At 35.7% G+C, this 13,836-nt stretch carries 10 protein-coding genes; 6 read left to right on the forward strand and 4 right to left on the reverse strand.

Going from position 1 to position 13,836, the window contains the following annotated elements; all coding sequences use genetic code 11:
- The first annotated feature begins 4 nt into the window (after nt 1-4).
- From BUA89_RS07240 to BUA89_RS07255, 4 genes are all read left to right on the forward strand, one after another.
- Entirely contained in the window at nt 5-544 is a 540-nt protein-coding gene (locus tag BUA89_RS07240) for a TlpA family protein disulfide reductase (protein WP_072954928.1), read from the forward strand.
- Between the two features lie 82 nt (nt 545-626).
- On the forward strand, nt 627-974 hold the full coding sequence (locus BUA89_RS07245) for a YkvA family protein (RefSeq protein ID WP_072954932.1): 348 nt from the start codon (nt 627-629) through the stop codon (nt 972-974).
- Nucleotides 975-1,140: 166 nt separating this feature from the next.
- Nucleotides 1,141-2,520 (forward strand): orotidine-5'-phosphate decarboxylase, encoded by a 1,380-nt coding sequence (gene pyrF / locus BUA89_RS07250; RefSeq protein ID WP_072954936.1) that lies wholly within the window; start codon nt 1,141-1,143, stop codon nt 2,518-2,520.
- 159 nt (nt 2,521-2,679) lie between these two features.
- Nucleotides 2,680-5,391 carry a gluzincin family metallopeptidase gene (locus BUA89_RS07255; protein ID WP_228420536.1) on the forward strand — a complete coding sequence of 904 codons (2,712 nt, stop codon included), beginning with the start codon at nt 2,680-2,682 and terminating at the stop codon, nt 5,389-5,391.
- A gap of 56 nt (nt 5,392-5,447) precedes the next feature.
- Here the strand turns inward: BUA89_RS07255 and BUA89_RS07260 are convergent, their stop codons facing one another.
- The 3 genes from BUA89_RS07260 to BUA89_RS07270 all read right to left on the reverse strand — a co-directional run bounded on the left by BUA89_RS07260 (nt 5,448) and on the right by BUA89_RS07270 (nt 8,486).
- Nucleotides 5,448-6,293: a lamin tail domain-containing protein gene (locus BUA89_RS07260; RefSeq protein WP_072954943.1), complete on the reverse strand. Its 846-nt coding sequence runs from the start codon at nt 6,291-6,293 to the stop codon at nt 5,448-5,450.
- Nucleotides 6,294-6,441: 148 nt separating this feature from the next.
- Entirely contained in the window at nt 6,442-7,446 is a 1,005-nt protein-coding gene (locus BUA89_RS07265) for a T9SS type A sorting domain-containing protein (RefSeq protein WP_083531629.1), read from the reverse strand.
- Nucleotides 7,447-7,547: 101 nt separating this feature from the next.
- Nucleotides 7,548-8,486, reverse strand: a complete 939-nt coding sequence (locus BUA89_RS07270; RefSeq protein WP_072954949.1) for a T9SS type A sorting domain-containing protein — start codon at nt 8,484-8,486, stop codon at nt 7,548-7,550.
- A 187-nt stretch (nt 8,487-8,673) separates the two neighbouring features.
- Here BUA89_RS07270 and BUA89_RS07275 point away from each other — a divergent pair, with 187 nt between their 5' ends.
- Both BUA89_RS07275 and dusB read left to right on the forward strand, forming a co-directional pair.
- Nucleotides 8,674-11,886 carry a hypothetical protein gene (locus BUA89_RS07275; RefSeq protein ID WP_072954952.1) on the forward strand — a complete coding sequence of 1,071 codons (3,213 nt, stop codon included), beginning with the start codon at nt 8,674-8,676 and terminating at the stop codon, nt 11,884-11,886.
- A 145-nt stretch (nt 11,887-12,031) separates the two neighbouring features.
- A complete protein-coding gene (gene dusB, locus BUA89_RS07280) occupies nt 12,032-13,030 on the forward strand; it encodes a tRNA dihydrouridine synthase DusB (protein ID WP_072954955.1) in 999 nt (332 codons plus the stop codon).
- Nucleotides 13,031-13,086: 56 nt separating this feature from the next.
- Here the strand turns inward: dusB and deoC are convergent, their stop codons facing one another.
- A complete protein-coding gene (gene deoC, locus BUA89_RS07285; protein WP_072954958.1) occupies nt 13,087-13,833 on the reverse strand; it encodes a deoxyribose-phosphate aldolase in 747 nt (248 codons plus the stop codon).
- Between the last annotated feature and the right edge of the window lie 3 nt (nt 13,834-13,836).

Genomic DNA, 13,836 nt, shown 5'->3' on the forward strand with positions numbered 1-13,836 from the left:
TATTATGAAAAAAAATATAATTTACGTTGTATTGATCGGCATTATTGCCGTTATCGCATTTGTGCCGGGAGTGAAAGAAAAATTACAGGATATGTTTTTCCCGATTGCAACCATAGAAAATGCGGTGCACATCAGCGATGAAGATTATGATATCGACTTACAGGGAATCAATGTACCGAATACCAATCTTAAAGCCTTTAAAGATAAAGCAGTTTTTCTTAATTTTTGGGGAACCTGGTGCCCGCCGTGCAGAAAAGAATGGCCTTCTATCCAGAAATTATATGATACACGCAAGGATCATGTCAATTTTGTATTGATCGCGATGAACGATCAGGAAGATGCGGTGAGAAAGTTTTTAAAAGAAAATAATTATAACGTTCCTGTTTATATCGCACAAAGCCCAATTTCAGAAAAAATACTTCCCAAAGTGTTTCCTACAACCTATTTACTGGACAAAGACGGAAGAATTCTGATTAAGGAAGATGCCTCAAGAGACTGGAACACAGAATCTACCCACCAGTTCATTGACAATATTATTAAGTAATTTTTAACTAAATTTTATATCGAATTGGTACAAATTTTGCGAAATTTGTACTGTTAAAAAATTATTTAAATCTAAACACAAAATGAAGTATTCAAAATTAAACCTGGCAAAAGAAGCCATCAGCCATAAAGGGTTTGTAAAAAAAATCCCAGACATTTTCAGAATGGTAAAAATGTGGCGAAAAGGAGAATATCCTATGAGATCCCTTGATATTATCCTGCCTTTGTTGGGACTTTTGTATGTGATCTCTCCTATTGATCTTCTGCCGGAAGTCGCGGTTCCTGTGATCGGAGTTTTGGATGATCTGGCCGTTTTATCGCTGGCAATACCGAAACTGATCAGAGAAGTAGATAAATTCTTACTTTGGGAAGCCGAGCAAAAATATGATTCGGGTATCACAAAAGTCATTGATGCCGAAATTGTAAAATAATTTAAAAACAATATTTAAAAACCATTCGTTATCGGATGGTTTTTTTGTTTAAAATTTTTAATCTTACAATTTATCATTCACTTAAGATGTAAAAATCGACAATTGACTTCTTCATTTCTTCATTTTGTTCTCAATTTATTAAATTTGCAACATCTAATAAAAAATAATGGAAAGTAAAAAAGAATTCTTTTTGGAGTGCTACAAACTGGGCATCATTAAATTCGGAAGATTTACCTTAAAAAGCGGCATCGAAAGTCCGTTTTATGTAGATCTAAGACCTTTGGCTTCAGATCCAAAAATTTTGAAAAATTTGGCTAATTATTTATTGGAAATGCTTCCTCTGGATAATTTTGATCTGATCTGCGGAGTTCCTTATGCTGCGCTTCCGATGGCTACGGCGATGTCTCTGGAAAGCTATATTCCGTTAATTATTAAAAGAAAAGAAGCTAAAAACTACGGTACGAAAAAACTGATCGAAGGAATTTACCAGAAAGGGCAAAACTGTCTTTTGGTAGAGGATGTCATCACTTCCGGAAAATCTTTGATCGAAACGATTGCCGAAGTTGAGCAGGAAGACCTGAAAGTTGCCGATATTGTTGTTGTTTTAGACAGAGAACAAGGCGGAAAGCAGCTTTTGGAAAGCAAAGGCTTCAGAGTTCATACGCTTTTCAATATTACAGAAGTTTGTGAAATTCTTCAGGAAGACGGACAACTTTCTGATGATGAAGTAAAAAGAATTCAGGATTTTTTACAGGGAAATCATATTCAGTTTGAAGAAAAAATCAGACCTTCTTACGAACAGAAATTAAATACAGCACAACATTCGGTTTCTAAAAAATTATTGGAAACAGCTTTGGCAAAACAATCTAACTTAATTGCCTCTGCAGATGTTACAACAACCCAGGAATTATTAGATTTAGCTGAAAAAGTGGGTCCACATGTAATTGCTTTAAAAACGCATATCGATATTATTTCAGATTTCGAATACGAAAAAACAATTACTCCGTTGAAGGCTTTGGCTGCAAAACACAACTTCTTATTAATGGAAGACAGAAAATTTGCAGACATCGGAAATACTCAGGAACTTCAGTTTACAAGCGGAGTTTTCAAAATTACAGATTGGGCCGATTTTGTAACGTCTCAGGTAATCGGTGGTTTTGAATCTTTAGACTGTTTCAAAAACGTAGGTGTTGTTGCTATTATCGGAATGTCTTCCAAAGGAGCTTTAACGACGAGCGCTTACAGAGAAGAAGCTTTAAAAGTGGCTTCATCACATCCAAATGTAATCGGAGGAGTTTCCCAGAATCCGCTTCCTGAAGAAATGTTACTGTTCACCCCTGGTGTAAATTTAGCAGATTCCGGTGATGGAAAAGGACAGCAGTACAATACTCCTGAACATGTTTTCAAAACGCTTCACACCGATTTCATTATCGTAGGAAGAGGAATTTATAAAGCTGAAAATGCTGAACAGGCAGCTTTGAATTATAAAAATGAAGGCTGGAATGCATATCTAAGTTCTTTAGAAAAAAAAGCAGTTCAGAATTAAAATCATTACCAAATCTATATAAAATAAGTTATATTTGATACTTTATCAGGAATATTGAAAAGGATTAGTATTTGTCTTATTTTGTTTTTGGGTGTTGTAGAGGTTTCTGCGCAGAAGGATAGCATTTATATTGAAGCTAAATTATCTTCAGATAAAAAAATGCTGAACGTAAATGAAGAAATTACGTATTATAACAATTCGGCTAAAGATCTCAACACGGTAAAACTGTTGAACTGGATTTCGGCTTATAATAGACGAAGAACCTCTTTGGTTTACAGAAAACTGGAAGACAGAAACACCGATCTCCATTTTGCAAAGAAAAATGAGCTTGGAAAATTAGTAAGTCTAAATATAAAAAGTTCAGATCAGGAAATTCTTGTTAATAATATTTCTGACGAGAATTTTTTTCTTCCTTTAAAAGAAATTTTAAAGCCCGGAGAAAAAGTAAAATTACAGCTGCAATACCAGATCCAGCTTCCTGACAAGAGATTTACAGGATATGGAACTTCTGATAAAAATATAGCCCTAAAATATTTCTTTATTGTTCCGGATCGTTTTGATCCGGACAATATTTCCAAGAGAAATTATCACGATATCGAAGAATCGGTAAGCTTTAATACTTTTTGGACAGTAAATTTTGATCTGCCTGTCAATTATTTTGCAGAAAGTAATCTCCTGCAGACTCAGATGAATTCTTTCAGCGGTTATCTGGACTCCGATCCAGAGTTTTTAATTTCACCCAATGAATATCCATCCATTAATGTAAATACCGATGATATCAATACTGAAGTAAAATTCGGGTATAACCTAAAACCTGAAGAAAAGCAGAACTTAGAATTTTATCTTCCTTTACATTTAAAATTTATTAAAGAAAAAATCGGAGTTCTTCCGAAAAGAATTTTCATTTCAGAAAAATTCAGGAATAAGGAAGATTTCTTCGGGAATAATGATATTACGTTTTTGAAATTCAGATTTCAGCTATTTACTCCTGCAGAAAATACAGATCTGGATTATTTCGGGATTGTAGCCAAAAAAATCCTGGATGAAAGTATTATCACCGACAAGCAAAATTACCATTGGTTCAAAAGCGGTTTAAAATCTTATCTTGAAATCCAGTATTTAAAAAAATTCTACGCAGATACCAAATTATTGGGAACTCTACCTGAAACGAAGATCTTCGGGGTAAAACCTTTGAAATTATTCCACGCTTCTAATGTAAAACTGATTGAACGTTACGGCTTAGCCTATCAATACATTATGTCTCAAAATCTGGATCAAAAGATTGATGAAAAGTACACTGTGCTGAGCAATTTCAATGATATGGCCATCAGTAATTTTGAAACAGGAACGTTATTCAATTATTCTGCGGATAAAATGGGTTATGAAAATTTTGACAGTTTGATTCAGAATTTCATTGCAAAAAATACGGATAAACAGGTTAATCCAAAAGACTTTTTAAAAGAATTAGCGGAAAAAGATAAAAGAACATCTTATTTATCCGAATTTTTACAGCATAAAAACAGAGTTAATTTTAAGCTGAAAAGATTCCGAAAAGAAGGTGATTCTTTAAATATTAAAGTTGAAAAAAATACTTTAGCCAATATTCCTGTAAAGCTTCAGACCACCTCAAAAAATGGTGAAACAACAGAATATTGGGTAGAAACGGAAGGAAATGAAAAGATAAAAACCATTACCATTCCGGCTTTAGATACGTACAAAATTACCCTGAATGACGATTACATTTTCCCTGAATCCAATTACAGAGATAATTTTTTGTATGCGAAAGGTTTTTTCTCCAACACGAAAAAAATTAAATTAAAACTGATCAAGGACATTCCGAATCCTGAATTCAATGAGATTTACATCAGTCCGAGAGTCCGTTTCAATAATACGTATGATAAATTTTTGATCGGATTTAATTTTAAAAATCAATCTTTTTTTGATCAGAAATTCCTTTATTCATTTACTCCGACGTATAGTACAGGAACCGGGCAGTTAACGGGTTCCGGAGCATTGGCTTATTCTTTTTTACCCGCTGAAAGTATCATCCGAAGTCTGACTTTTGGAGCTTCCGGATCTTATTTTCATTACGATTATGATCTTGCGTACCGTAAAGCCTCGCTCTCTGCCAATCTGAATTTCAGAAAAAATCCCAGAAGTACAGTAAGCAGAAGCCTTGGTTTTTCGTATAGTTTTTTTGAGCGGGATTTGAGCCCGGCAATGATTGCAAGAAATGATTATGACAGATATAATCTCTGGACTGCAGGCTACGGATATAATGACAGCCAAAGTATTCATGAGAAAGGATTGGGTGTGAGTACACAATGGATGGAAGATTTCCATAAAGTAACAGCGGAAGGCTTTTACCGTTGGGAATTTGCTCCAAGACAAAAACTCAGTGTAAGATTATTCGCCGGTTATTTTGCTAAAAACAATACAAGAAATAATACTTTTAATTATGGGATTTCCAGAGTTTCCGACTACTCTTTTTCCTATAATTTGTTAGGGCAAAGTGCTACCAGCGGAATTCTCTCGCAACAGTTTATTCTGGCAGACGGAGGTTTCAAATCTTTCATTCCCGGAAGTGTCAATAAATGGATTACGTCTGTAAATGTTGACACCAGCGTTTGGAAAATTTTCCATGTGTATGCAGATGCGGGTGTTTATGACAATAAAAATCAGCCGACTAAATTTATTTGGGACAGTGGTGTGAAAGTAAGAATCATTCCGGATTTCCTTGAAATTTACTTGCCTGTTCAGTCTTCTTTAGGTTTCGAGCCTGCATTTAAAGACTATGGAAGACGCATCCGATACACCCTGATCTTGAATTTAAATTCAATAATTAATGCTGCTAGAAGAGGCTGGTACTAAAAATAGCTGTACAAAAAGTACAACTATTCATTAAAATATATATAAAAAACTAACTTTTAATCTTTAACAATCTGCTGGGAGACCGGGGAATTATTAATCATTCCGGTTACGGTATATTTTCCTTTCGGAAGTTCTATAACATTTAATCCGTAAGCAAATTTAGTAGGAGATTTTAACACGACCTGCCCAAATTCGTCATACACTTTTACATTTTCAACTTCGCCTCCGAAAGTAATTTCATTATTCTCTTTAATAAAAGAATTAACAATAAAATTAAATTTTGAATAATTTAATCCAGCAGTAGAAACGGCTACATTTCCAGTTGATGAATTAACAGGATCTGCCGCTGTCACAAAAAAATCGCTGCTCCCCGAGTTTCCCGACACCCTTCTATACGCAGTATTTGCCGTAGAAATAAAAGCCGGCGCCGCATTGTTTGTTCCGTAAACAGCAAAATCTATAATATTTTCACTTTTATCATCCATCACCTGATCCGCATTGACTGTCAAAGCAATTTTTCCTGATGTATTATTAAGATCCAATCCTCCGAAAGAATTTTGTGCACCGTCAAAGTTTACAATTTCATTGGCAATAAAATCGGGAGCCGGAAGACTAACAGTTCCTACAACATTTGCCCCTTCCTGGATAAGATAGCTTTGCCCCGGATTTAAAGTAATATTTGGTAAGGTGTGATATTGTATGAAATTTCCTGCAGCAGAAGCATATTGGATTACAGCTCCATTGAGAGAGGTAGTGTCGGAACCGATGTTCTTTAAAATAATATAGTCATTACTCAGTGCGGAACCAGAACTTCCGCCGCCGCTATAGATTTCATTGATGATAATTTGGGCGTTTGTAAAAATGAGGGAAATAAACCCTATAAAAGTAAAAATTTTTCTCATGGCAGATTGTTTTGTGATTCACAGCTAAAAAATACAAAAACAATACCATGCCTTTAGAAAAAGTCAATTATAACCACCTATTAATCAATAATAAAAATCTCCGCTTCAGAAGGAACGGAGATCTGTTGTATCATTAAAACGAATTGCCTTAGTCTTTCAATATTTTCTGAGAAACCGGCTTATTGTTTACTGTACCTGTTACGATATAGTTTCCTTTTGCCAATTCTGCAACGCTTACTGACTCATTTTCTTTTACAGAAGCCGTTTTTACAATTTGCCCGAACATGTTATAAACTTTTACATCCTTTGCTTCAGCCCCGAAAGTGATTTCGTTTGTTTTAACAAAAGTGTTTTTAACAAAGCTTCCTGTTTTAATAGTGGATAGGTCTCCAACTGCTAATGATGTTGCAGAAGGAGTAACACTTGCCCAAGTTGTTCCAATTCTAAGTTCATCAATTTCTAAACTAGGCGTCTCCGTAGCACTATCCTGTCTTAAAAGGAAATTATTAATGCCCGTTAAATCAGTAGTGGAATTAGTATCTGTTATAGTAGGAGTTGGAGGTGTTGAACCACCTGTTGCAGGATTTACCCAAAGACTAACTATATCATCGTTTGTACCACCTGTATTAAATGTGTATCCAACAACTATAAGATATGTTTGTCCTGTTGAATATGTAGTACTAGTCCATGTAGTCGCTGCTCCAGTATTAGATCTAACATCAATCCCAAATTGTAAAGTATTGTCATCGACTCTCTTTGTCCATAATGTCCCTCCAAAAACATTCCCTGCCGGAGCTCCCTGAATAAGTCCAGCAAAGTACCCTCCGTTTGCATCCGTCACACCTGCCATAGAAACTGGATTTACCAACATAGAATAGTATACAGTACCCGAATTTTGCGCAGCAACAGATAAAGTTGTATCAATACCAGCTCCTGCAAAACTAATTTTGTTACCTGTAGAAGCTTGTAGACCTGTATAAGAAAGATTTCCAGGAACTATTGCTATATCATCTCCAGAATTAAGAGCCGCCCATCCGGTTTGCGTTTGTAATGCAGTACCACTATATGCAAACCCATCATAATAAGGTAAAGCAGCCTGTCCGAATGCAGATGCAAAACCCAACATCCCTAATAAAAAATAAATCTTCTTCATGATTTTTAAAAATTTAATTATTAATAATTTACATTTATAAACTTACAAAAAAATCATCATTTATCAATAATTGATGATTTATATTTAACAATTTGTTAAAGCTATTTTTTGATAATTTTTTCCGAAACCTTTTTACCGTCTACTGTTCCTGTAATGATATAATTACCTTCTTTAAGTTCAGTAATAATTAATGATTCGTTTTCTTTTACAGAAGCTGTCTTTACAATTTGTCCGGACATATTGTAAATCTTCACATCAGATTTTACACCAAAATAAATTTCATTGTCTACCACTGTTGTTTTTACAAAAAGCTTTTTAGATAAAAAATCTTCATTTGTTGCCAATACTGATGATTGCTGAGGAGTTAAAGAAAAATCATCAATTGCCAAACCATCATCGGTACCTGTAATGTTTACATCAACAAATCTTATCCAAAAATTTTGTCCTGCAGCAATATTTAATCCTGTAATTGTTGAGCTTAAAGCAGTTCTATAGCTTGCACTATTACCATCTCTAAGACCCACAGCACCCGTAACATCTGTAGTACTGTACGTTAATGAAGGAACAGCTGTCCAGGTACCATTATTTAATGAAGTTGCATTCGTACTAATTTCAACGACAATCTGATCGTCAGTTCCTCTTCCCGCTTCACCTAATCTCCATTCTTCACCTGTGTATGACACCAATAACTGAGTAATTGTAACATTGGTATCATTTTTAAATTGAGCTCCCCATCTTGAGGTTAAATTACTACTTGCAATCGCACCTAGTGCTCTATCGGTATTTCCTGTAGCTCCATAACTATAAGTATCTCCCGGATTTACTGATCCTGTACTTGCAGTGTAAGTTGTATTTGCGTTAGAACCCGTTTCTAAAATACTCCAACCAGCTAATGTGCCGGATAAGACGGTAGAACCTGTACCCGTAATTGCTAATCCATCAAAATTTTGAGTATAAGCAGAATTTAATGAATTAAGACTAATTTGCCCAAAAGCAAAACTTGTAAAACAAATTATTGCCAAAGAATAAATTTTCTTCATGATTTTAAAAATTTAATTATTAATAATTTACACGGCTAAAATACGGTCATTTTTATTTCAAACACAATAATTTATATAAATTTTTGTTAATAATGCTAAAACAATAATTATATACAATTTTTAGTTATTTTTACGAATTATTTTTAAGTTCTTGCGAAATTTTTTCCTCTTATTCATGATATTATTTATGGGCATAACAATTACTGATGCCCAAATATTCACGTGGAAAAACCCAAATATCCCGCAAGACAGTTTAAAATATGACAGCATCCGACAGGACAGCATTCTGGCATTAAAATTCGAGCAGGATATTTTCGCAAAAGATACTTTGGATTTTATCAAAACCCAGAACAGAATTATTGTAGATGAAGCGGTTCTTGCTAAAAATGATAAGAAAAGATTTTTGGGAGAATTAAATTCCAAAGGTTCCATTATCCGTGGGATTACATTTGGGAATAATCAGGGGCAGTCTGTACAAAGCTCGATGGATCTTCAGATTTCCGGCAGGCTTTCTAAAGATGTTACGATTCTTGCCAGTATTTCAGATCACAATTTACCGATTCAGGCAGATGGCTATACCCAAACCCTTGAGGAATTTGATAAAATCTACATGCAGCTTAATATTAAGGATAAATCTATTCTTAGAGCCGGACATCTGGATTTGGTGGAAGCAAAAAATTATTTTGCGAAATATCAGAGACGAAGCATGGGGCTCGAATTCCAGACTGAATTCGGGAAAGAGAATAAAACTTTTGTTGATGTTTCGATGGGGGTCGCACGAAGTGAATTTCACAGAATCCGTTTTCAGGGGGTTGAAGGAAACCAAGGGCCTTATCGTCTTACCGGCAAGAACGGCGAACAGTTTATCACTCTGATCTCAGGTTCCGAACAGGTTTTTATTGACGGTATCCTGATGAAGCGTGGAGAAAACCAGGATTATATTATTAATTATAATACCGGGGAAGTTACTTTTACCAGTTTCCGACCGATTTTCCAGCAGAATTTCATTACAATATCTTATAATTATACCAACAGAAACTATTCCAGATATCTGTTTACAGGAAAAGTAGAACATAAAAGAGAGAAATTAAAACTGGGCTTAAACTGGTTCATGGAAAATGACAATAAAAACGCTCCTCTTGCTTTAAATTTATCTTCCGAAGACCAACAAATTCTTGCCGATGCAGGAAATGATCCCAATCTGATGTATGCGCCTTCCGGTGTCGTTACGGAATATGATGTCAATAAAATTTTATACAGATTAGTTCAGGATCCGAACGGAAATCATTATGAGTTTTCTACTGATGCAACCCAAACATTGTATACCGTTTCCTATACTTATTTCGGAGCTAATCTCGGGGATTATAAAATTACCCAGACCACCAATAATGGACGTGTTTTTGAATATGTAGGCCCGAATATGGGAGATTACAGAGCCGTAAGAAAATTACCTTCACCGCAAAAATCTCAGGTATTTTCTTTAAATTCTGAATATTTATTAAAAGACGGAAAAATCGGGGCAGATATCTCTTTAAGCAATTATGATGTGAACCTTTTTTCTTCAAAAGATTCAGATCAGAACATCGGGTATGCATGGCGAATTTTCGGGAATAAAACATTTACTAAAAACAACTGGAAAGGTACTCCTAATTTTGAATATCAGTATATCGACAGGCAGTTTCATATTTTAGACCGAATAAATGATGTAGAATTCTCCAGAGATTTCAACCTTGCACAGGAATTCAGCGGAAGAACTCAAAACCGATTTATTTTCAGTTTTTTAAATAAATGGAACAATAAATCCACTATAAATTATAGAATCAATTATCTTGACGAACAGGATACCTATAAAGGAATTAAAAACGACTTGGACTTTGGCTGGATCAGTGGGAAATTCTTTACAAAAGGAAATCTATCGTACCTAAATACAAACGCCACGCTTCAGGATACCAAATTTATCCGAGGAGGTGTTTCTACAGAATATACCGGCAAAAAAGGAAGCTGGGCAATCGGTGGAAGCATGGAGCACAACGAAAAAAAATACAATGACACCCAACTGCTGGATGTTACAAGTTTCAGCTGGAAAGAAATTTTTGTCCAGAAGAAAATCGGCGACAGTACCAGAACCAAACTCTTGGCAAAAGTGTACATGAGAGACAACGACTCTGTGCGCGACAACCGTCTTCAAAGCATGAATAACATTCTTGGTTTCATGGCAGAAAGCCAGATTATTAAGACTGAAAAAACGACCTTGAACGCCCTTCTCCACTACAGAAAATTCTTTTATCAGAATCAGGATGTGGATATGTCGAGAAACAACGACTTTGTTGTGGGGAATATTCTTTACAACCAACAACTTTTCCGAAACGGGATGCGTCTGCAAGCCTTTTATGAGCTCGGAAACGGACAGGAAGCGCAAAGGGAATTCCAATACATTAAAGTAACCGACGGACAGGGAATTTATAAATGGACCGATTATAACGGCGACGGCATTCAGCAATTGGACGAATTTGAAATTGCCGAATATTCAGATTTGGCACAATACATCAGGGTTTATACAAATTCTGTACGATATATTCCTTCCAATAAAAACAAAATCCAGTTGGCTTTATTTGTTAATCCGTCGATTGTATTTAATTCTGAAAATAAGTTTTTAAAACGCTGGAATTTCAATATCTCACTAAATTCTCAAAACTCTTTCTATAAAAAGGATAAAGTTTTAGTCCTGAATCCTTTTGAGAAAAACGATGATATGATCCTTAAAAATCAGAATATTTTAACATCCGTTCAGTTCAGTCCTACCGATAAATCCGGCTGGAATGGTAACTACCGTTTCATCTCGAACGACAACCTCATCAATGCCAACTTCAGCAACGAAGAGCGTGAACAGATCTCTCATTTTTTAAATATTGGTTATTGGTTCAATAAAGAATTCAGGGTAGACTGGGAAAACTCTGTACATGATATTAAAAACTCATCTCAGTTGTTTGCCACAAGAGATTACCGATTAAACAATTTTGAAACAAAACCCAAAGCCACCTATAAATTCACAGATGCCATCCAGGCTGAACTTTCCTCTGCTTTCCGCCAGAAACAAAGAATAGACGGAGAAGAATTGCTGAAGGCCTTTGACATTACCGGAACCATCCAATGGGAGCGTAAGAAGACTTCTATCAGAGGAAATTTCTCGTTTATTAATAATAATTTCAACGGCAATAACTTCAGTATCGTAGGAAACCAGATGCTCGACGGTCTGAAGCCAGGGAAAAACCAGGTTTGGAGCGTATTTATTCAGCAGGCGATTAATTCTTTCTTACAGTTGAATTTGAATTATGAAGGTAGAAATTCTGGGGAGAGAACGATCCATATCGGAAGTATGCAGGTGAAGGCGAGTTTTTAAATATCCTGTTCAAAGTTTTATGTTCAAGGTTTTTAAGTTATTCTTTGCCATAATTCTAAATTTTTCTGCGTCCTAAATTCATGCTTCATAACACTAATAGATATTATCATATTTTCAAGTGTACAGAATTTTGTAAATTTGCGCCATGATAAAAATAGGCAATATAGAACTGCCGGAATTTCCGCTTTTATTGGCTCCGATGGAGGATGTAAGTGATCCGCCGTTCAGAAGACTTTGCAAAATGCACGGTGCAGATTTAATGTATTCTGAGTTTATCTCTTCAGAAGGGTTAATTCGTGACGCTATTAAAAGCAGAAAAAAGCTGGATATTTTTGATTATGAAAGACCCGTGGGGATCCAAATTTTCGGAGGAGATGAGGAAGCAATGGCAATGTCTGCCAGAATTGTGGAGACCGTAAACCCGGACTTAGTGGACATCAATTTCGGTTGCCCGGTAAAAAAAGTAGTCTGCAAAGGTGCCGGAGCCGGAGTTTTGAAGGACATTGACCTAATGGTTCGTTTAACAAAAGCTGTGGTACGCTCTACAAGCCTTCCTGTAACGGTAAAAACCCGCTTGGGATGGGACAGTACTTCTATAAATATTGATGAAGTGGCAGAACGTCTGCAGGAAACAGGAATCAAAGCTTTGACAATCCATGCCAGAACCCGTGCGCAGATGTACAAAGGGGAAGCGGATTGGGAACATATTTCAAGAATTAAGCAAAATCCGAATATCGAAATTCCTATTTTCGGAAACGGCGATATAGATTCTCCCGAAAAAGCTTTAGAATACAAACAGAAATACGCTTGCGACGGGATTATGATCGGTCGTGCCGCCATTGGATATCCGTGGATTTTTAATGAGATTAAACATTTCTTTAAAACCGGAGAACATTTACCTGCTCCAACCATTGAAGACAGATTATTAGCTGTTCGTCAACACGCAGAATGGAGTGCAGAATGGAAAGGCGAAAGATTAGGATTAGTGGAAATGAGACAGCATTACAGCAATTACTTCCGGGGAGTTCCTCACTTTAAAGATTTCAGAAAAAAATTCTTAGAAGTATTTACGCTGGAAGAAATGGACGCCCTGATCAAAGAAACGCAGGAGTTCTACACCGCATATTTAGCTCAACAGGCATAATAAGAAAACCATCAAATTACTTGATGGTTTTTTTTATAACTTTAATGTTATATTTTTTAATATTCTTCCGTAGTCGATTGATTTTCAATTAAAGCCAGCGCTGAAGACGTTCCGATTCTTTTTACTCCGAGACTGATCATTTTTTCTGCATCTTCAGGAGTTCTTACCCCGCCGGCTGCTTTTACAGGAAGCTTTCCGGCATTTTCAAGCATTATTTTTATTCCTTCAAAGGTTGCCCCATTCGGTTTTCCGTCTTTTGTTTCAAAAAATCCTGTCGAAGATTTTACGAAAATTTTAGACAGTTCTTCCTCAGAGAATTTCTCTTCTGCCCAATTGGAAATCTTTTTGGTAAGATCTGCGATTTGTCCGTCTTCTAAAGCTGCAATCTCAATGATCCATTTTGCGATTTTATGATGCTGCAAACATAGCCAGGTACATTTTACAAACTCTTCTTTTACAGTCTCAATATCTCCTTTCAGATAAGCATTATAATTAATGACAAAATCCAATTCATCTGCTCCGTCGGCAATTGCTTTTGTAGCTTCCACAAGTTTTTCCTCAGCAGAATATGTTCCTTCATGAAAACCAATCACAGTGCCGACGACAACCTGAGAATTTCTTTCTTTAATATAGTTTTTGATGTCTGATACATAATCCGGACGAATCATTACAGCAAAAATACCATGATCAATCGCTTCCTGAGTAAGATCAATATCTTTCTGTAGCGTTTCCTGTTCCGAAAGTCCCGACTGTGCAGGAGTTTTTAAATATGTTGAATCTAAATACTGAGCAATATTCATAATTTT

It is taken from the genome of Chryseobacterium arachidis (assembly GCF_900129245.1).
In the GTDB taxonomy this organism is placed as follows: domain Bacteria; phylum Bacteroidota; class Bacteroidia; order Flavobacteriales; family Weeksellaceae; genus Chryseobacterium; species Chryseobacterium arachidis.